The 20,140-nt window shown below is 70.4% G+C and carries 15 protein-coding genes, 1 tRNA gene and 1 CRISPR repeat array; of the genes, 2 read left to right on the top strand and 14 right to left on the bottom strand.

Translation table 11 applies throughout. The features are described 5' to 3' along the window. Nucleotide 1: 1 nt before the first annotated feature. The 5 genes from AB0J53_RS11395 to topA form a co-directional block, all read right to left on the bottom strand. Entirely contained in the window at nt 2-1,174 is a 1,173-nt protein-coding gene (locus tag AB0J53_RS11395) for a DNA polymerase III subunit delta' (protein ID WP_357583038.1), read from the bottom strand. 9 nt (nt 1,175-1,183) lie between these two features. Continuing rightward, nucleotides 1,184-3,226, bottom strand: coding sequence for a dTMP kinase (gene tmk / locus AB0J53_RS11390; RefSeq protein WP_219517550.1), 2,043 nt, complete (start codon nt 3,224-3,226; stop codon nt 1,184-1,186). A 126-nt stretch (nt 3,227-3,352) separates the two neighbouring features. Then, on the bottom strand, nt 3,353-3,844 hold the full coding sequence (locus tag AB0J53_RS11385; RefSeq protein ID WP_364171128.1) for a helix-turn-helix transcriptional regulator: 492 nt from the start codon (nt 3,842-3,844) through the stop codon (nt 3,353-3,355). Nucleotides 3,845-3,916: 72 nt separating this feature from the next. After that, nucleotides 3,917-5,128 carry a metallophosphoesterase gene (locus AB0J53_RS11380; protein ID WP_364171126.1) on the bottom strand — a complete coding sequence of 404 codons (1,212 nt, stop codon included), beginning with the start codon at nt 5,126-5,128 and terminating at the stop codon, nt 3,917-3,919. Between the two features lie 54 nt (nt 5,129-5,182). Next, nucleotides 5,183-7,885: a type I DNA topoisomerase gene (gene topA / locus AB0J53_RS11375; protein ID WP_364171124.1), complete on the bottom strand. Its 2,703-nt coding sequence runs from the start codon at nt 7,883-7,885 to the stop codon at nt 5,183-5,185. A gap of 192 nt (nt 7,886-8,077) precedes the next feature. On the opposite strand from topA, the gene AB0J53_RS11370 reads away from it, so the two are divergent. After that, entirely contained in the window at nt 8,078-8,263 is a 186-nt protein-coding gene (locus AB0J53_RS11370) for a DUF5703 family protein (protein WP_219517556.1), read from the top strand. A 92-nt stretch (nt 8,264-8,355) separates the two neighbouring features. Here AB0J53_RS11370 and AB0J53_RS11365 read toward each other — a convergent pair whose 3' ends face one another. Together AB0J53_RS11365 and AB0J53_RS11360 are read right to left on the bottom strand one after the other, a co-directional pair. After that, complete coding sequence (locus AB0J53_RS11365) at nt 8,356-10,380, bottom strand: chaplin family protein (protein WP_364171121.1); 2,025 nt, start codon at nt 10,378-10,380, stop codon at nt 8,356-8,358. Between the two features lie 234 nt (nt 10,381-10,614). Beyond that, nucleotides 10,615-11,208, bottom strand: coding sequence for a hypothetical protein (locus AB0J53_RS11360; RefSeq protein WP_308126180.1), 594 nt, complete (start codon nt 11,206-11,208; stop codon nt 10,615-10,617). A gap of 322 nt (nt 11,209-11,530) precedes the next feature. Here AB0J53_RS11360 and AB0J53_RS11355 point away from each other — a divergent pair. Next, nucleotides 11,531-11,616: transfer RNA gene (locus AB0J53_RS11355), tRNA-Leu, on the top strand. 28 nt (nt 11,617-11,644) lie between these two features. On the opposite strand, the gene AB0J53_RS11350 is transcribed toward AB0J53_RS11355, so the two are convergent. From AB0J53_RS11350 to cas6e, 7 genes are all read right to left on the bottom strand, one after another. Then, nucleotides 11,645-12,496 (bottom strand): recombinase family protein, encoded by an 852-nt coding sequence (locus tag AB0J53_RS11350; protein ID WP_364171977.1) that lies wholly within the window; start codon nt 12,494-12,496, stop codon nt 11,645-11,647. A 194-nt stretch (nt 12,497-12,690) separates the two neighbouring features. Then, nucleotides 12,691-14,731: a CRISPR direct-repeat array (repeat unit 28 nt; unit sequence GTCGGCCCCGCGCGTGCGGGGATGGTCC). Nucleotides 14,732-15,156: 425 nt separating this feature from the next. Then, nucleotides 15,157-15,795, bottom strand: coding sequence for an SAF domain-containing protein (locus tag AB0J53_RS11345; RefSeq protein WP_364171119.1), 639 nt, complete (start codon nt 15,793-15,795; stop codon nt 15,157-15,159). A 3-nt stretch (nt 15,796-15,798) separates the two neighbouring features. Further along, complete coding sequence (locus AB0J53_RS11340; RefSeq protein WP_364171117.1) at nt 15,799-16,332, bottom strand: hypothetical protein; 534 nt, start codon at nt 16,330-16,332, stop codon at nt 15,799-15,801. A 262-nt stretch (nt 16,333-16,594) separates the two neighbouring features. After that, nucleotides 16,595-17,005, bottom strand: coding sequence for a hypothetical protein (locus AB0J53_RS11335; protein ID WP_364171115.1), 411 nt, complete (start codon nt 17,003-17,005; stop codon nt 16,595-16,597). A 1,020-nt stretch (nt 17,006-18,025) separates the two neighbouring features. Continuing rightward, the gene (gene cas2e, locus AB0J53_RS11330) at nt 18,026-18,304 is read right to left on the bottom strand and encodes a type I-E CRISPR-associated endoribonuclease Cas2e (protein ID WP_364171113.1); all 279 of its coding nucleotides are present in this window, start codon (nt 18,302-18,304) and stop codon (nt 18,026-18,028) included. After that, entirely contained in the window at nt 18,301-19,368 is a 1,068-nt protein-coding gene (cas1e, locus tag AB0J53_RS11325; RefSeq protein WP_364171111.1) for a type I-E CRISPR-associated endonuclease Cas1e, read from the bottom strand. The genes cas2e and cas1e overlap by 4 nt, the downstream gene beginning before the upstream one ends. Next, the gene (gene cas6e, locus AB0J53_RS11320; RefSeq protein ID WP_364171109.1) at nt 19,365-20,138 is read right to left on the bottom strand and encodes a type I-E CRISPR-associated protein Cas6/Cse3/CasE; all 774 of its coding nucleotides are present in this window, start codon (nt 20,136-20,138) and stop codon (nt 19,365-19,367) included. The genes cas1e and cas6e overlap by 4 nt, the downstream gene beginning before the upstream one ends. Between the last annotated feature and the right edge of the window lie 2 nt (nt 20,139-20,140).

Raw genomic sequence — 20,140 nt, 5'->3', positions numbered from 1 at the left:
TTCACGCCCTGAGCGACAGCATCATGGACTCGACCGCGATCTGCGGGTTGACGTTGAGGTCGAGGCGCTCGCGGCAGCGCATGATCGCGTCGATGCGCCCCAGCGTCTCTTCCGGGGTGGTCGCCTTGGCCACCTGGTCGAGGTCGAAGCGGAGGTCGTCGTTGGCCAGCTCGACCCCGGCGCCGAACTGCATGGCCAGCACGTCGCGGTAGAACGACACCAGCTCCAGCAGCGCCGCGTCGAGCGAGTCGCGCTTGATGCGGGTGGCGCGGGACTTCTGCCGGTCTTCCAGGTCCTTCAGCGCCCCCGCGCCGCCCCGGACCAGGCCCCGGTTGAGTCCCTTGCCCGTGGAGCCCTCGCCGTAGATCTTGCGCAGCTCGGTGGTCTCGTTCTCGTTGAGCGCGGCGGTGGCGGCGGCGGCCTCCTCCTCGGCGGTCTTGACCAGCCGCTCGGCGGCGCTGACGCACTCGCCGACGCCCGACAGCGACCGGGGGATGGACAGCACGGCCTCACGGCGGCGGCGGGCCCCCTCGTCCAGCGCCAGCGCGCGGGCGCGGCTGATGTGGCCCTGGGCGGCGCGGGCGGCGAACTGGGCGGTCTCCCACGGGACGCTGTCGCGGGTGGCCAGCAGGTGCGCGACGGCCTCGGTGCCGGGCGTGGTGAGCGTGACGAGCCGGCACCGGGACCGGATGGTGATCATCAGGTCGTCGGGGGCGGGCGCGCAGAGCAGCCACACGGTGCGCGGCGGCGGCTCCTCGATGGCCTTGAGCAGGGCGTTGGCGGCGGACTCCGTGGCCCGGTCGGCGTCCTCGAACAGGATGACCCGCCACCGGCCCTGGGTCGGCGCGCCCGCCGCGCGCAGAATGAGCTCGCGCGTCTGCTTGACGCTGTAGGACAGCCCGGCGGGGCGTACGCACTCCAGGTCGGGGTGGGAGCCGATGAGCACCTGGTGGCACTGGTCGCAGTGGCCGCAGCCGCCGTCGGGGCAGAGCAGCGCGGCGGCGAAGGCGCGAGCGGCGTCCTCGCGGCCCGCGCCGGGCGGACCGGTGAACAGCCAGGCGTGCGTCATGCCGGCGCCGCGCCCGCCGCTCACCGCCTCGGCGGCGGCCGCGGCGGCCCGCGACAGCACGGCCGTCGCCTGGGTCTGGCCTACCAGGTCATCGAAGACACCCACGGGTCAAGGCTAGTCGCGGATGGCGGGCATCGTGCCCGTGATGTCCTCGGACGTGCGCGGCACCGGGTCGGGCAGGATCTCGCGGACCCGGTCCTGGATGGCGCGGGTGATCTCGTCGGGCTCCAGGGTGCCGTCGACGACCAGGTAGCGCTCGGGCGCGGCGGCGGCCAGCGCGCGGAACTCCTTGCGCACCCGCTCGTGGAACTCCAGCGGCTCCGACTCGATCCGGTCGGCGGCCCCGCCGAGCCGGGTCAGCCCCACCTCGGGCGGGGTGTCGATGAGCACGGTCAGGTGCGGCACCAGCCCGCCCGTCGCCCAGGCGTTGACCTTGGACACGTCACCGGGGTCGAGCGCGCGCCCGGCGCCCTGGTAGGCGAGCGAGGAGTCGACGTAGCGGTCGCACACCACCAGCGCCCCCCGGTAGAGGGCGGGCCGGATGACCTTCTCGACGTGCTCGGCCCGGTCGGCGGCGTAGAGCAGCGCCTCGGCCCGCGCCGACAGGCCGCGCTCGGCGGCGTCGAGCAGGATGGCGCGCAGCCGCATGCCGACCTTGGTGGCGCCGGGCTCGCGGGTCTGCACCACGTCGTAGCCCTGGTCGCGCAGCCAGATGGCGAGCATCCTGGACTGGGTGGTCTTGCCGGACCCCTCGCCGCCCTCGAAGGCCACGAACAGCCCCGGCACGTGCTCGGCGGGCCCGGCCTTGAACCGCTCGCCGCGCAGCGCCGCGATCAGGTCCTCGGTGATGGGGACGCCCTTGCGGTCGTCCATGTGGCGCAGCCCGAGCACACCGACGAGCGCGGCCACCACGCCGCCGACGAGCAGCACCAGGTTGGTGCCGCTGAACTCGTAGGTCAGGTCGCCGAAGGTCAGCAGGTGCTCGCCGAACAGCGCGGCCAGCGGCGCGGCCACGGCGACGACCAGCAGCAGCGTCACCCGGGCCGTCGACTGCAGGAACGAGAACGTGCGCCCGCGCAGCCCGTCTTCGACCTCCAGGCCGATGAGCGTGTAGCCGATGATCCAGGCGATGCCCGCGCACGCCCCCAGCGCCACGGTCAGCATGACCACGATCACCAGGTTGTGGATGAGCGCGATGGCCATGAGCACGAGCCCGGCCACGATGAGCGACAGCCCGAACAGGCGCCGCCGCGACAGCTCGCGCAGCAGCCGCAGCCCGAAGAACATGCCCAGCGCCATGCCGACGAAGACGGCGCCGAACACCACGCCGTAGGCGGCATCGCCGCCGCCCAGCGCCACCACGTAGATCTTGGCGACGCCCACCACCGCGCCGCCGGCCGCGAACGCGCCCAGCATGCCGATGATCAGGCCGCGCACCAGCCGGTTGCCGCCGACGAACCGCCAGCCCTCGACGATCTGCTTGAGCACCGAGGGCGTTGAGATCGCGCCGTCGCGCTTGGGGATGTCGCGCAGCGTGAAGATGAGGAACGCCGACACCAGGTAGGCGCAGGCGTTGACGACGAGCGCCAGCGCGGTGGCGTCGACCCCGGCCAGCGCCGGCACGAGGTTGCGCCCCACGTCGCCGGCCACCGACAGGGCGGCGAACAGCGCGGCGGCGACCGGCGCGCTGCCGTAGGTCACCATCAGGTTGAGCTGGTTGGCCGACTCCAGCTGCTCCTTGGGCACCAGGTTGGGGACGGTGGCGTCCTTGGCCGGGACCCAGAACAGGTTGACGCACTCGACGAGGACCGTGGCGACGATGACCCATTGGTAGCTGCCGACGATCGGGATCGACAGCACGACGGCGAAGCGGGCCAGGTCGGCGGCGAACATCGTCAGCCGCCGGTCGAACCGGTCGGCGAACGCCCCGGCGAGCGGCCCGAGCAGGACGGCGGGCAGCATCTTGGCGACGAACACGCCGCCGATGGCCAAAGACTGGGTGCGGTAGTCGCCCTGGGTGAGGTTTCCGGCCATCGCGGTCAGCGCGAGGATGTTGAGCCAGTCACCCAGGCTGCACACCGACATGGCAGTCCACAGCCGGCGGAACGGCGCGTTTGCCAGCACGTGTGCCTGTCGGCGGCGGCCAAGGACGGTCATGATGTCAGCGTATCCAGGTCAGGGGGAGCGGCGAGTCGGATATGACCGGCTGTGCGCTGGTAAGCGCATCGGTCAGTGTGTCGGGGAGTGCACCGCTCATGGACACCGTCTCCGCTCCCAGCTCCGTCAGTCACCGCGCTTGGCCCGCTCGATCAGCGGCGCCCAGGCCGTGCGGACGGGCGCGGGCAGATCGAGATCTTCCCAGAGCTCGACGAGCAACACCCCATCCACGTGATCGAGCACGTCCTGCGGCCGGCCTTCGCTCAGCAGCGCCGCATAGGCCGCGCGGCGTTGCTCGCGGTCGGCCAGATCGTAGACCCGGTCGCCGTGGGCCACAATGCCCAGGGCCGCGGACACCGGCAGCCGTGGCAGGCAACTCGGCACAGAACCGGCGAACTCCACCTTCGGCTCCAGCGCCAGCCGGAACCCGGCGGCGTCGAGAATGCGCCCGGCCGTCTCCAGGGTGGGTGACTTGCGCCCGTGCTCATAGGCCGAGAGCGTCGTGCGCGAGGTGCCGCTGCCCTCGGCGAGCTGCTGCTGGTGCAGCCGCGCCGTGTGGCGGGCGTGCTTGAGCAGCATCGCGCCGTGCTCCGCCCAGAACTTGACGTCGGGCTTCATCCGTCACCTCCCGTAGTATCCGTTCGGATACTACTCTAGATTAGCCCAGCGTGACCACTGGTTTGCGTAAAGTCAGCGCAGCTCCAGCATAGTGATCTCAGGCGGCGCTCCGACACGCACCGGAGGACCCCAATATCCGGCCCCGCGCGTCACGTACACCGGCATGCCCTTGACCGTGCCCAGCCCCGACACCACGGGCTGCTGGAGCGGGACGATCAGGTTGAACGGCACCATCTGCCCGCCGTGCGTGTGGCCGGAGAGCTGCAGGTCGACGCCGTGCTCGGCGGCCTTGTCCGCCTGCACCGGCTGGTGGGCGAGCAGGACGGCGGCCCGGTTCGGGTCGCGCCCGCCGAGCGCCCTGGCGAAGTCGGGCCCGTCGTTCATGGTGACGCCGTTGACGTCGTTCACCCCGGCCAGGTCCAGCACCGCGCCCTGGTGGCGGATCTCCACCCGTTCGTTGCGCAGCGACCGCACGCCGAGGTCGGCCAGCTCCTCGATCCACTCGCCCGGCCCCTGCTCGGTGAAGTATTCGTGGTTGCCGGTCACGAAATAGGCCCCGTAGCGGGACTCGAGGTTCTTGAACGGCTTCGCCAGCCGCCCGAGCGCGGACACCGAGCCGTCGACCAGGTCGCCGACGATCGCCACCACGTCGGGCTCCAGGCCGTTGATCATGCGCACGATCCGCTCGGTGTGCCCGATCCCGGTCAGCGGCCCCAGGTGGATGTCGCTCACCACGGCGAACCGCAGCCCGCGCAGCCGCTGGTCGAGCCCCGGCAGCGTCACCCTGACCGGCTCGATCACCGGGTCGCCCAGCGCCGCCGACGCGCCGTAGCCGACCGTGCCCAGCGCCCCGACGCCCGCGACCGCGGCGGTGGCCCGTCCCAGGAAGAGCCGCCTGCTCATGCCGTCGGCGGCGGGCCCGGGCTCCTCGGAGAGCCCCGACGGCCCCGCCCCGGCGGGCACCAGCTCCGCCACCGGCGCCGGACGCCTCCCGCGACGGCGCATCACCAGCGCCGCCACCGCCCGCGGCACCTCCAGCACCACGAGGAACACGACCAGGTAGAACATCACCGCGATCCACAGATAGCCCGGCCACGCCAGCCAGTGGAACGCCTCCATGCGCGAGGCCACGAAGGTCGCCACCACGAGCACGAACAGCCCCGCCACCACGAAGCTCAGGCCCCTGCGCAGCCTCCCCGGCCCGGTGGTGGAGCGGACGAGCCGGTGCCACAAGTAATAGTGGACGGCCGCGACCAGAGCCACCATGAAGAAGACGAAGAGCACGCCGTCATGCTACGAGCGCGCAATCAAGCCCGCGTACGGCCGCTGAGAGGGCTCTCAGGACTTGGCGGCGGGCTTCTTCGCGGCCGTCTTGGCGGGGGCCTTCTTGGCCGGCGCCTTCTTCGTCGTCTTCTTCGGCGCGGGCGCCCGCTCACGCCGCTCGGCCAGCAGCTCCGCCGCCCGCTCGATCGTGATCTCCTCGACCGTGTCGCCCTTGCGCAGCGAGGCGTTGGTCTCGCCGTCGGTCACGTACGGCCCGAAACGACCCTCCTTGACCACGACCGGCTTCTTGGAGTTGGGGTCCTCGCCCAGCTCGCGCAGCGGCGCCGCGGCCGCGGCCCGGCCCCTGCCACGCTGCTTCGGCTGCGCGAACAGCTCCTTCGCCTGCTCGATCGTGACCGTCAGCAGGTCCTCCTCCGACCCGAGCGAGCGCGAATCGGTGCCCTTCTTCAGGTACGGGCCGAACTTCCCGTTGTGCGCCACCACCGGCTCGCCGTCGAGCTCGCCCACCTCGCGCGGGATCGTCAGCAGCCGCAGCGCGTCATCCAGCGTGATCGTGTCGAGCGACATCGTCTTGAACAGCGAGCTGGTGCGCGGCTTGGGGGCGTCCGCCTTCTTCGTCCGCTTCTTCGGGGCGCCCTCGGCAGGCGGCGCCTCCTCCGGCAGGATCTCGGTCACGTACGGGCCGAACCGCCCGTCCTTGGCCACGATCATGTGCCCGCTCACCGGGTCGCGGCCCAGCTCACGGTCGCCGGTCGGGCGCGAGAACAGCTCCTCGGCCTTCTCGGCGGTCAGCTCGTCGGGCGTCATGTCCTCGGGCACGTTGACCCGGGCGCCGTCGCGGTCCAGGTACGGACCGTAGCGGCCGACGCGGATGACGATGTCGGTGCCCCTGATCGGGAACGAGCTGATCTCCTTGGCGTCGATGTCGCCCAGGTCGGTGACCATCTCCTTCAGGCCCTCGTCACCGTCGCCGCCGAAGTAGAAGCGCTGCAGCTCCGGCACCCGCTCCGCCCGGTCGTTGGCGATGTCGTCGAGCACCTTCTCCATGTCGGCCGTGAAGTCGTAGTCGACCAGGTTGCCGAAATGCTGCTCCAGCAGGTTGACCACGGCGAACGCCAGGAAGGAGGGCACCAGCGCGGTGCCCTTCTTGAACACGTAGCCGCGGTCGAGGATCGTGCCGATGATCGACGCGTAGGTCGACGGGCGGCCGATCTCGCGGTCCTCCAGCTCCTTGACCAGCGACGCCTCGGTGTAGCGGGCCGGCGGCTTGGTCGAGTGACCCGCCACGTCCAGCCGGGTCGCGCTCAGCGCGTCGCCCTCGGCCAGGTTGGGCAGCCGCTTCTCGGAGTCGTCACGGTCGGTCGACGGGTCGTCGTGACCCTCCACGTACGCCTTGAGGAAGCCGTAGAACGTGATCGTCCGGCCGGAGGCGGTGAACTCGACGTCCTCGCCCGCCGACGACCTGCCGCCCACCTTGACCGTGACCGACTCGCCGACGGCGTCCTTCATCTGCGACGACACCGTGCGCTGCCAGATCAGCTCGTACAGCCGGAACTTGTCGCCCGTCAGCCCCGTCTCGCCGGGCGTGCGGAACTGCTCGCCCGACGGCCTGATCGCCTCGTGCGCCTCCTGCGCGTTCTTCACCTTGCCGCTGTAAACGCGCGGCTTGTCCGGCACGTACGCCTCGCCGTACAGCTTGATGGCCTGCGAGCGCGCGGCGGCGACGGCCGTCTCCGACAGCGTGATGCTGTCGGTACGCATGTACGTGATGTAGCCCTCTTCGTAGAGGCGCTGCGCCACCTGCATCGTGTACTTGGCGGAGAAGCCCAGCTTGCGGCTGGCCTCCTGCTGCAACGTGGTCGTCCGGAACGGCGCGTACGGCTTGCGGGTGTACGGCTTGCGCTCGACGGACTTGACCGCGTAGGACGAGCCCTGGAGCCGGCCGGCCAGCTCGCCCGCGGCGGCCTCGGTCAGGTGGAGCACGTCGTTGTTCTTGAGCAGGCCGGTGCTGGCGAAGTCGCGGCCCTGGGCGACCCGCTTGCCGTCGACGCCGGTCAGCGTGGCGGTGAAGTCGCGCGGCCGCTCCTCGGCCTTGCCGGTGTCGAACAGCGCCTGGAGGTCCCAGTAATGGGCGGCCGTGAACGCCATGCGCTCGCGCTCGCGCTCGACCACCAGCCGCGTCGCCACCGACTGGACACGCCCCGCCGACAGCCTCGGCTTGACCTTCTTCCACAGGACCGGGCTGACCTCGTAGCCGTAGAGGCGGTCGAGGATGCGGCGGGTCTCCTGGGCGTCGACCAGGCGCAGGTTGAGGTCGCGCGGGTTGGCCACGGCGTTGCGGATCGCCTGCGGGGTGATCTCGTGGAACACCATGCGGTGCACCGGCACCCGCGGCTTGAGCACCTCACGCAGGTGCCAGGCGATCGCCTCGCCCTCGCGGTCCTCGTCAGTGGCCAGGTAGAGCTCGTCGGCGTCCTTGAGCAGCTGCTTGAGCTTGCTCACCTGCGAGCGCTTGTCGGGGTTGACGACGTACAGCGGCTCGAAGTCGTGCTCCACGTTGACGCCAAGGCGTGCCCACGTCTCCCCCTTGAACTTCTCGGGGATGTCGTCGGCCCGCTCAGGCAGGTCGCGGATATGGCCGATGCTGGACTCGACGACGTAGCCGGCGCCGAGGTACCGCTCGATCGTCTTGGCCTTGGCGGGCGACTCCACGATCACCAGGCGTGTTCCGCCGGCGCTGCCGTTGTTGGCTGGCACGCTGCTTCCTACCTCGCTGTTCGCTTGCAATTCCCCCTGCCGGGAGCCGGCACAGATCTGAAAGGTAACCCGACTCGCGGATTTTTCCTTCCCCCGGGGCTACCCACTAGCTTCCGGGTCCACCCACAAGCACGCAGAATAAGGGCCCATCGAGACGCATGGCGCCCTGACTCACCCTGGAGACTAATCGTTGTGCTCGACTACTCCTACATGGATATCTTCATTCCGCGCGATCTGTCCCGCGAAGCCGCACGTCAGCTGCTGACCGAGCACGCTGAGTACGGCCAGTGGGAGCTCGCCCGGGTGCGGCTCCATCCCGACGGGAGCCGCCGTGTACGGCTGCGCCGAAAGATCGTGCGCGTGCGCAGCACTCTATGACAAAGGCTTTGCCCGCCCCGGGCCGCGCCCCCGGAACGGGCAAAGCGTCTATGGGCCACTGCCCGCCGGCTGCGGGCAGTGGCCAGGTGCTGCTACTTCCGGCCGAGGCGGAAGCGGCGGGTGGTGGCGAACAGGGTGGCCGAGGCGGCGCACATGGCGCCCAGCACCAGCGCGAACAGCGAGCCGGTGGACATCCCGGTGACGCCGGTCGGCTGGGCGGCGCTCATCAGGCCCAGGTCACCCGTGGGCAGGCTGCCGGTCGCGGAGCTCACGGCGCCGCCGACCGGGGTCGAGGAGACGAGGGCGGTGGCCGGCTCCAGCGCCGACACCGGGCCGGTCGCGGCGGAGGTCCGCTGCTTGCCCTGGACGCCCGGCCGCTTGCCCTGGACGGACGGCTTCTTGCCCTGGACGGACGGCTTCTTGCCCTGGACGCCGGGCTTCTTGCCCTGGACCGCCGGGGTGGCGGGCTGGGCGGGCACGCCGGGCAGCCCAGGGACCGCGGGCAGGCCGAGCGTGCCGGCGACGTCGCCGACGACCGGCAGCGGCGGCAGGCCGGAGCCGCCGCTCATCTGCTGGGCGACACCGCTGGCGTCCTGGAGGCCGCTCAGCGCGGGCACCGCCGGGAGCGCGGGCAGCACGCCGCCGCCCTTGGCCGCCTGGGCCTTGCTGTTGTGGTTCTTGTAGTGGCCGTGGTGCGGCGGGGTGCCGACGTGCGCCCCGCCCAGGCACCCGGCCGCCGCGTCGCCCAGGACGGCCACGGCGTTGCCGCAGACGTTGACCGGGGCGGTGATCGGCGCGATCACCTGGTTGCCGGCCAGCACGCCGGACCTGCCGGACGTGGTGTTGCCACCGGCGCCCACGCCGTTGTGGGGCGAGACGAACGCGCCGCCCTTGCAGTGGGCCTCCGACAGGCCGAGCGCCGCGACCGCGTTGCCGCACGCGTTGACCGGGGCGGTGATGGGAGCCACGACCTGGTTGCCCGAGCCGACCCCGGAACGCCCGGACGTGACGTTGCCGCCTGCGCCCTTGCCGCCGTTCTTCACCGAGACGCCGCCCTTGCACCCGGCGAACGCCTCACCGAACAGCGCCACCGCGTTGCCGCAGACGTTGACCGGAGCCGTGACGGGTGCGACCACCTGGTTGCCGCTGAGCACGCCCGACCGGCCCGACGTGTGGTTGCCACCGGCCCCGGAGCCGGCCGCCGAGTTGTGCACCGACGAGCCGCCCTCGCACCCGGCGGGCGCGTTGCCGACCGCGTTGCCGCAGGCGGTGATGGGCAGGCTGACCGGGGCGATGACCTGGTTGCCGCTGCCGGCGCCGTAGCGCCCGTCGGTGTCGTTGCCGGTCGAGCCCACGTGGCGGGAGCTGTGGTAGTGGCGCCCGTGGCCGCCGCCGTTGGTGACGGACGAGCCGCCCTTGCAGCCCGCGAACGCCTCGCCGAACACGGCCACCGAGTTGCCGCAGATGTTGATCGGGCCGCTGATCGGCGCGATCACCTGGTTGCCGCCGAGCGCCGACGAACGGCCCGACGTGGTGTTGCCCCCGGCGCCGGTGCCGGTGTTGTGCACCGAGGCGCCGCCCTTGCAGCCCGCCGTGGCGTCACCGAAGATCGCCAGCGCGTTGCCGCAGGCGTTGATCGGGGCCGTGATCGGCGCGGTGATCTGGTTGCCGCCGATCAGGCTGTGGTCGCCCGAGGTGCGGTTGCCGCCCGCGCCGCCCTTGCCCGAGGTCTTGACCGTCGAGCCGCCGGTGCACCCGGCGTCGGAGTTGCCGAACAGCGAGACCGCGTTGCCGCAGGCGTTGACCGGGGCGCTGATCGGCGCGTTGACCTGGTTGCCGCCCAGGACGCTGGACCTGCCGGACGTCTCGTTGGGGATGCCGCCCCGGCCGGTGTCGACCACCGACGCGCCCCCCTTGGAGCTGGCGCTGGACTCGCCGGCCACCCCGACCGCGTTGCCGCTGATGTCGATGGGCAGCGAGATGGGCAGGTTGACCTGGTTGCCGCCGCCGACGGAGGAGTCACCGTCGGTGTCGGCGAGCGCGGTGCCGCCGCCGAACGACATGACCGCCACCGCGAGCAGAGCCGCTGGGGCCGAAGCCTTCGCCCACGTACGCATAATGGATACTCCTACTGATTTCTTGGGGGATTACCTGACAGTTCGCACCCAGCCGTGGCCCGTGCGGGGCCTGCGGAATCGCAGGGCGCCGCGCGCAGCGGAGACCTCGGGGAAATCGCGAACCAGGGACTGACGTGTCACCCGTTGGCGGAAAGTCGTGAACCGCCATGAGCGGAGGGATCGAAGCCGCGCTCCGCCACCGGCATCGGAAAGCCGGAACTCTGTCGCGGGGACTCAGTCAGGAGAGAAAGAAGGGTCGTCCGCCGCTGTGCGGACGACGGGGGGCAGCACGTACGGAAGAGCGACGTGCATGACCTCGAGCCGCGGGTCGAAGACAGACCTCGCGACGTCCCCCATGTTGGACCCGAACGGGCCGTTGCCACTGCCGTTGGGCACCAAGCCATCGGTGTCCAGGATGTTGTCGGCGGTGGAGGATGGCGGGAGGCCGGGATCCGACTGGCTGGTGAGCCCGTCGACCTTCAGCCCGGCCATCGCCCCGGCGTTGTCGAACACCGGAGCCGTGCCTACCGGGGGGAAACCGTCCGTGATGGACCCGGTGGCGTGCGGGGGTGTGCCGGCTCCTGTCGCCGCGGTGGAATCCGCGGCAGCCGGAGCGGAGAAGAGCATCCCGAACAGAAGCGCGAGCAGCCAACCCGCGGCCAGCACACTGCCGACCGCGACCGCTCGCACGACGACCCGACGGGCGCCGGCCGCGAACCGCGCCATCCGGTCAGCCCTGCGGGTGATCGGATCCTCTGCTGAGACAGTCACGGGCACGCGCCACGCATCGAGGGACATCGCCCTCGTCTGCCGCGCCGTGCGTGCCACGTGTCCTCCTCGGTTTCCAGGACCGGCTCCACCATCAGGCGGAGCCGGTCCACGGACTCACCCCTCAACGGTCCGTAACCGTAGCAGCACCCAACGTTGCCGCAAGCGCTTTTCACAAGAGACCCAGTAAGTGGTCAAGCTCGCGGCTCCCGTATCGGGGCGAAGCGGGCCGGAGCTGCCGCGCCGCCCCACGACACGCGCTTGCGGAGGGCAAGAAACGGGGGCCGCCACGCCTGGGTGGTTAACCGGTATGACGCACCCCTCAGAGTTTGCTAACCTTACGGAGCCGACGCGAGATGACGGTCCCGCGTGCAGGCACCAAGTCCGGGTGGCGGAATAGGCAGACGCGCTAGCTTGAGGTGCTAGTGCCCTTTGCGGGGCATGGGGGTTCAAGTCCCCCCTCGGACACGTACTCCGGTACATGCTGGGCCTGGCTTCAACTACGACGACTCTCTTCGTAGATGAAGTGCAGGCCCATTTGCGTGTACAGCTCGTTCCGGTCTGCGGGATCCGCGGCCTTGAGGACCTGCGTCATCTCGGCCAGTCCTGGGATCAGCTCCATGACCTCCTTCTCAGTGGTGTCCTTCTTTCGGTTGACGGCCCGCAGGCTTCCTTCCGCTTTGAGCCGTTCGGCCCGGGTCTCGGCCATCCACCTGCCGATCTCCTCAGGATCTCCGCCCGCGTCCAGCGTCGACCGATAGCGGGCCATCCGACGGTCGCAGTCGTCGACGGTCCGCTTGGCCGTCTCGATCGCGATCCGGTCGGCCTCCCTGTCCCGCGCCTCCAACAGGATCTCGACCGTTCGCCGGAGGTTGACGGGCGCGAAGACCTGGCACAGCCAGGTGTCCAGCTCGCCGAGGATGTGGTCCTCGCGAACGTAGACCGTACGCGGGTGCTCGATCTTGTTGGCCAGGGCGTACTTGGTGGGAAACTTGCACCGGTAGTGCGTGCGGCCGTTGTTCCATGAGGCTTCCATCCGGCGCGCACAGACACCGCAGTGCAGCAGGCCGCGCAGGACGTACGCTCTCGGACTGCGACAGGGCTTGCGCTCGACGGCGGGGCGCCCTTTCGCCGACAGCAGCTTCTGCACACGCTCGAACGTCTCCGTGCCCACGATCGGCTCGTGCGCGGCCTTCTCCGACCAGACCCCCTGGCTCTCGGGATTCCACTTGAGCTTGGTGATGTGGCCCTGGGTGACGTCCTGGACGTCCAGGAGCTCTTCCTGCTTGCGCTGCTTGTTCCAGACCTGGCGACCGGTGTAGCGAGGGTTCAGCAGGATGGCCTGGATGGCTGATTACGTGGTCCTCCAGGTGCCGTCGCCGGCAAAGCCATGCGGCCAGGTATCTTCGGTATCGTCCTTCTGCTACGGGCGTCAACAGAGATACCTCTCTCCGGAGATCAAGGAACGCAGCAATGCGACATTCAGCTCAGCTACCGAAGGAAAACCACCCCCTGAGCTCCTGAAGCCCCAGGTGAACAAGTGTCGGCCCCGCGCGTGCGGGGATGGTCCGTAGTCGCCCAGGGCGGCGCCGGGCTCGATGAGGTCGGCCCCGCGCGTGCGGGGATGGTCCCGAGCAGGCCGCGCCGCGCCGGGCCGCCCTGGTGTCGGCCCCGCGCGTGCGGGGATGGTCCCACGGTGCTGACTGAGATTGCGGAGAACGTGAAGTCGGCCCCGCGCGTGCGGGGATGGTCCTCCCCCCTCGTGTAGGTCTGTGACGCTTGGCCCGTCGGCCCCGCGCGTGCGGGGATGGTCCGGCCGGCCGCAGGGGCGATCTCCTTCACTTCGGGTCGGCCCCGCGCGTGCGGGGATGGTCCGACGCCCGGCAGGCTCTCGGGGATCTCGTGGCAGTCGGCCCCGCGCGTGCGGGGATGGTCCGTCGCGGAGGGCGGAGCCGTTCTGCAGCTTGGAGTCGGCCCCGCGCGTGCGGGGATGGTCCGGCGCCCAAGGCGGCCCGGAACGGCAAGGCGTGGTCGGCCCCGCGCGTGCGGGGATGGTCCCCGGAGCCAGAGCCGGAACCCGCGCGGCCACCCGTCGGCCCCGCGCGTGCGGGGATGGTCCGATCGGCCCGCTTCCGCTCGGTGTGTGGCTGGCGTCGGCCCCGCGCGTGCGGGGATGGTCCCGTCGTCTGGCCCTGCCCGTCGCTCCGCGCGGTGTCGGCCCCGCGCGTGCGGGGATGGTCCGCCGGACCGGGGCGCGCATCGCGATCGGACTGTGTCGGCCCCGCGCGTGCGGGGATGGTCCTACCCGTGGTTCTTCAGCAGGGCGTTCGGCCTGGTCGGCCCCGCGCGTGCGGGGATGGTCCGACGGTTCCGGTGGTTATCCGTCAGGCGTCCCGGTCGGCCCCGCGCGTGCGGGGATGGTCCTCGACCGACACATCCAGACGTACGACGTGCCGGGTCGGCCCCGCGCGTGCGGGGATGGTCCGACGTCTTAGACCAACAGTCAGAACTGATCACTGTCGGCCCCGCGCGTGCGGGGATGGTCCTCCAGTGCTGGCGGTAGACGTGGTACGGCTCGGGTCGGCCCCGCGCGTGCGGGGATGGTCCCGAGGCGAGGGAGGCAGCGATGAGCGGACGCTTGTCGGCCCCGCGCGTGCGGGGATGGTCCCCAGCGCATCGAACAGGGTCTGGTCAGTCATCGGTCGGCCCCGCGCGTGCGGGGATGGTCCGGCGGCCATGTTGATGTGGCCCAGGTTGCAGTTGTCGGCCCCGCGCGTGCGGGGATGGTCCCCGCCCGGCATTGGGGCCGGCGCCGGGCGGGTAGTCGGCCCCGCGCGTGCGGGGATGGTCCGCGGTGGAGAGATGACTGGGGTACCGAGTGGGCGTCGGCCCCGCGCGTGCGGGGATGGTCCGGCGCGAATGGAGTGCCAATGGGCTTCGGGGAGGTCGGCCCCGCGCGTGCGGGGATGGTCCGTCGTGGGTTGAGAAGCGCGTACGGGAGGCCCGGTCGGCCCCGCGCGTGCGGGGATGGTCCCCCGGAGGCCATCTCTGCGGCGATGTCGAAGCTGTCGGCCCCGCGCGTGCGGGGATGGTCCCGCCGCGCCGGGCGACGGGTCGAACGGCGTGCCGTCGGCCCCGCGCGTGCGGGGATGGTCCCTAGCGCTCCTGGACGTTGGCGTGGTTGTGGGCGTCGGCCCCGCGCGTGCGGGGATGGTCCGATGCGGTCGCCGAGCGCGCCGTTACCGAGCGCGTCGGCCCCGCGCGTGCGGGGATGGTCCGCAGGGCTCGTCCTCCACGGGCATGCCGCAGATGTCGGCCTCGCGCGTGCGGGGATGGTCCACCAACCGAACTCGTCATTCCGTTCAACGTGCCGTCGGCCCCGCGCGTGCGGGGATGGTCCCGCGGGGTTGGACAGCGTGAACTCGGCGAGCAGGTCGGCCCCGCGCGTGCGGGGATGGTCCCATGGGCGGCCGGCTGGTGCGGGCCGGGAGCATGTCGGCCCCGCGCATGCGGGGATGGTCTTCTCGGGCGCCTTGCCGTCCGGCCGCAGCGCGTGTCGGCCCCGCGCGTGCGGGGATGGTCCCTGTGTCTCAAGCCCGGCCGCCATGGCCTGCGGGTCGGAGCCGCCCATCCGCCCGATGTCGGCGATGACGTCACCGGGCATGGCGGCGAAGGCGTCGGCGATGCCGCCCCAGAGCGGATGGACCGAGGCCACCTGCGCCGGCTCGGCGAGACCGGGCAGGACCCGCCGGATTCCCGGGCCGCTCAAGTGGTAGACCTGCTCGTCCAAGGTGGTTGTCGGCGTGACGCCGCGCCGGAGCTGGACCGCCCACTCGCCCAGGCCACATTCACGGGACTGGCCGACGAGATAGCCCGACAGCAGGGTGCCGCCAGCCGGGTCGCACTCGGCGAACAGGACGTCGCGCGGCCAGGCGAGGGTGAGTGCGAGCCCTGCCGTGGTCACCCCGGGGCTGTGGCCACCCGAGCAGAGCACGATCAGCATGTACGTCACTCCGCCCTGGACTGGAGGACGATCGCGATCTTCCCCAAGGCTGCCTGACGAGCGAGTGCCGTTCCTTCGGCTGCCGGGACGACGAGGTCCACCACGATGAGCCCGTCGGCGTCCGGTGAGCCGACGCGATCGACCCGTGCGAGGTGGTCGTGCGCTTGTTGCGTACCGGGCAGTACAGCGGTGGCCACCACGCGGTCGCCAGGATGGATGCCCCTGGCGGGGAGCTGGCTCGCCTTGACCGCTACGGGGACGACGACCTGGCCGGGCGCGGGAGTGAAGCTGTCGGTCACCTGGCTGGGGGCGAGAAGGCCGCCGGCCTTCAGGTCGACGGCAGCCCGCTTGCCGATCACCGCGCTCTTCTCCGCAGCGCGCATCGAGTGCACTGCGGGGTCCGTCCCCATGGCGACGGTTCGTACGTCCTGCGCCTGAAGCTGCTGGCCGATGGGCACGTCGCGGGCCATGACGAGCACAGGTGTCTGCTGACCGGCGACTCCGTAGACCTCCCACGCGACGAGTGCGCCGAGGGCCGTCAGTGCGACGCTCGCCACGAGCATCAGGGGGCGGCGTCTTCCTGGCAGGGGACGGACGTGGGACACCTTGCCCTGTTCCCTGTTCGGCGCAAGCCGGTAGAGCATGGGCTATCCCTTTGTGACGAGCGCCTGGGTCTCGACGATCCGGACCGGGAACGTCACCGACCGGGTGATGGGTGGCAGAGTGCCGCCTGATCCGCCGGAGCCGCGCCAGGTGCCTCCCCAGGTCACGGACACGGTGACCCGGTTGGAGTCGCTCGGGCGGGCGTAGCGGTACGAGCAGGTGGAACGCTGCTGGGCGGCGGGTCTGGCCGGGTCGTATCTAGTGCCGGGGCCGTCACAGGTGATCGTTCTGCCCTCACCGGGGTTGACGGTCATCCGCTGCGGTGTGGCGGTGGCTTCGGCCCAAACGCGTCCTGCGCGCAGCCTCTTCGATTTGGCTGCCCATTCGCCCTTGGCCAGGTAGAACCAGTGCGGGAGCCCGACGAGCCCGTCCTTGCCTCGGGGCGGGGCGGTAAGCACCTTGGGTGTCTTGATGGGGATGCGCGCGTAGGCTCGGCGAGCCAGTTGCCTGGGGCTGGTTCCGGGAGCGTGCTTCTTGGTGATCCAGATGACGTCCCGGTAGCCGTCGGAGCATTCCACCAGGTAGTAGGCGCCTTTTCCGGATGGCTCGGCGTTGGATTGCTGGCGGGGTCGACGAATTCGAGACCGCCGTTCTGCTGCCCGTCGACCGCCCACCGCGTATAGGAGCAGGTCACCTTTGAGCTGCTCTTGGCAGCATTCTGTGCCCCTGGGCGAGGCGCCTGCTTGCCCGTGACGATGTAGCCCGCGGTCTGCGTTGCCACCTCTACGCCGTCTTCGTCTCCTGCGGGGAGGGTGGTCAGTGTGATGACGAGCACTGCGGTCAGGGTGTGGACGAGCAAGGCTCTTCCAACTGATCGACCTTCGACACCCGCCAGGCCCCGTCCTTGCCCTTGTGAAGAGTCGCCCGCAGGTGAGTACCGCTCTTGCCGTGGGTGAGGCGCTCGCCCATCTTGTCGTCTGCTTGGCCTGAGTTACTACCGTCCTGGCAGTCGTGCAGAGTCGCTCGGTCATCCTTGATCTCGACCTGCGAGGCGTGGATGACGGGGCTGCCCCAGGTGACCCTGCTGGTCGCGCGAAGTGCGGCGATACCGCGGAGCATCCGGTCCAGCAACGGCTGAGCAGCGACGCCGGCGAGGATCATCCTGCGCTCAGCGGGTAGGGCCTTTTCAGCGCGTTGTCCGGCCGGGTAGAGCTCCCGGTACGCGCCTAGGACCGCTTCTTCCGCCGTCATGTCGGCCTGGGGCCGTGCTGACGTTGCGATGGGTACGGCCTTTCTGTCCGGCGCGTAGGTGTCTCCTGCCTGGCATGCGCTAACCGCCACGACAGCGGAAACAAGAATGCCTATTCGAGGCACCCATTCCGAGCCCGACGAAATACTCACTGGCCAGCGACCTTTACGGAGAGGCGGAAGACAGCTACGCAAGGTCATCAGGCTAGCTGGACCGCAGAAGGCGATCACCGGGGTTTCAGGAACAGATAGACCAGCGCTTTCCAATTCTTGAGCTGGCAGGTGAATCTATGGCGGCCTTCTCCGCGAACATGCATTTTGATGACAGTCAGCAGATCGGCGGGACCGAGCTACAAGGCTCGAACGAAGCTGGGAAGCCTCATCCCACACGAGGAGCCCGTCGTACGGATTCTCTACCGAGCGTGATGTAGGCTCGTAGCCCGCACATTTGTGATGGCGGTCGACCGCCACGCTTGGCTCCCGTAGTCCATGACCATCCCCAAGCGTGCGGGGCGGAAATCGTCGCCTGGTTCGGCGAGCTGCCCGGCATGGGACCATCCCCGCGCATGCGGGGCCGACCTAGGCTGGGAGCGGCGCAAGGCGGTACGGGAGGGACTATCTCCCCGCGTGCGGGGCCAGCCAGCGGACCTCGATGAACGCCCCGAACCCGACCGGACCATCCCCGCGCGTGCGGGGCCGACGTGATGAGGCCAGGGGCGGCTCCGTGGAGGGTGGGACCATCCCCGCGAGTGCGGGGCCGACCTCAGACGCCCGCTGAGATCCTGCGGGACGCGGGGACCATCCCCGCGTGTGCGGGGCCGACACCCACACCGCCGTCACGATCGTGGAGTCCTGTGGACCATCCCCGCGCGTGCGAGGCCGACCTCCCGCCATACACGCCCATCATCCTAAACGGCGGACCATCCCCGCGCGTGCGGGGCCGACGGGCACTCTGCTGTAGTCCTCGCCCGGGATGGGGGAACATCCCCGCGCGTGCGGGGCCGACACTGTTGACCTGGGGCTTTAGCGGCGGTTACGGGCGGAAAGAATCAGTCCGTCGAAGTCGACGGGGTACCAGCGATCCTTGCCCGCCGTACGAACGGCCCAGCCTTGTTCGTTGGCCGCTGGTTCGACGAGAACTGCTTGGCCGTCGCCGATGCGATTGGCCAGGAGCGTCCAGATGCGGTCGCGGATGCGTTTGCTGGGATTGCCGACGAAGATACCGGCGCTGACTTCGACCATCCAGCGGGTGAGGTGCCCGCGCAAGCCTTCAGGCGCGGCGACGAGGACGATGACGGTCATGTGTCGTCCGCCTCCCCGGAAGGCCGACGACGGTCACGGGGTTGGTCGCCGAATTCCGGGCCGATGACGGCGATGTGTTCCTCGCCCATGGATGCCTGGGTGAATTCGATGAAGAGGGGATCGTCAGGGTCCCCTTCGCTGCCGGCCCAGTTGACTCCGCCGGAGACCGTACCGACCTTGTCGTCCCAGAGTTCGTTGACGTCGATCTCGGGGATGTCGCTGCCGTCAGGAGACAGCAGGGTCTTGATGTCCCGGACGATGCGGCCGAGGAGTTTGTCTTCGGCGATGCGGTCGCGCAGGCCGAGGCGGGCGTCGCGTTCTTCGGTCAGACCCTTGGCGGCGAGGTCGAAGGCCAGGGGGATGGTGTAGTCCGCCTTGTACAGGTCGGCGATGTCCATGACGAACGAGGTGGCCGAGCCGGTGTGCACGAAGCCGAGGCCGGGGCTGGCTCCGAGGCCGACGATGACGGCGTGGCAGATGCCGTACAGGGCGGTGTTGGCGGCTGACAGCAGGCGGTTGAGGTCGTCGCCGGTAGCGAAGGGGTCGCCGGGGCGGTAGTCACGGCCGGTCCAGGTCACGCCGGTTCGGCGTGCGTGAGTCTGGTATTGCTTGCGGACCCGGGCGCCTTCTCGGCCTCGGAGTTGCTGCATGGTCATCGCGGAGACGTCTTCGCCGGGGAAGCGCATGCCGTACATGGCGCGGGCGACGGCGAGGCGCTCCTTCGGGCGGGTCACGAGCCAGGCTTGGCGATAGAGCAGGCCGGCGCCCCGGCTGGGTCCCAGGCCGGATGCGTACAGGCGGACGCCTTGTTCGCCAACCCAGCACACGGCGGTGCCGGAGTCGCCGAGGAGCTGGACGGCCCCGTGGGTGATGCGCGTGCCGGGACCGATCAGCATGACGGCGACCATCGCGGCGGGGATGCGTACGGTGTCGCGCTTGTTGATGACCACGACGGCGTTCTCGTCGCGGTCGATATGGCTGCGTTCGACGTAGACGCTGGAGACGCGGTCGGCAATGCGGTGCAGGTCGTGCGGGTGCGCCTTCCACCAGATATCGGCCATCATCTCCCCTGCCGCACGCCCGGCAAGGGAGCGAGGGTCAGCAGGCCGCAGCCGTAGGACTTGGCGGGGCCGATGCCGCCCAGCAGCCGTTCGGTGAACGCGGACGCATCGGTGATGCGGAGTCGGCCCTCGAAGGTGGCGATGTGCAGGACGACCGGGTTGTTGCCGGCGTTCTTCTTACGGAACGAGCGGCGCTCGCGGGCTGTGATGCGTACCTCGCGCGGCGGAGGTGTCTGTTCCGCTGCGGAGGATTGCAGGCCGGGAGCGGCCGGATCGGTCCGGGCGAGCGGGACGTCGAACCCCCACTTCTCGGTGCGCGACAGGAACCAGGCGAGCTGCTGGTCAGCGGTCCGGTGGCCGATACGGAAGGAACGGCGTTTGGCTTCCTCCGCTCGTTCGATCTGGGTGGGGGTGGGCTTCACGGGGGTGGGCGTGTTCTGCACGGGGTTGGCGGTGAGCCGGAAGGCGAACTCGCGGCCGACGGCGATCTGGGCCAGGAGCGGCGCGTAGTCGCGGATGGCAGCGTGCTCTCCATCGGCATCTGGCCAGCCTGCCTGCTCGACGAGGTGACTCCAGTCCGGGCGAGTGGCGGTCAGGACGAACAGCATGGGCCGGCGGGGGTCGTCGGCGTCCAGGCGCCACAGAATGCGCTGGTCGGTGGGCGCGTCGGGGATGCCGTACATGACTGCGCCGTGCATGGCGTGTGGGCTGGCCAGGAGCAGCCGACTCTTCTCGCGCAACGGATTGATCCTGATGCGGGACAGATAGGTCATGT

This window comes from Nonomuraea sp. NPDC049725, assembly GCF_040674795.1.
In the GTDB taxonomy this organism is placed as follows: Bacteria; Actinomycetota; Actinomycetes; order Streptosporangiales; family Streptosporangiaceae; genus Nonomuraea; species Nonomuraea ceibae.
This window is presented reverse-complemented; position numbering and strand designations above follow the sequence as displayed.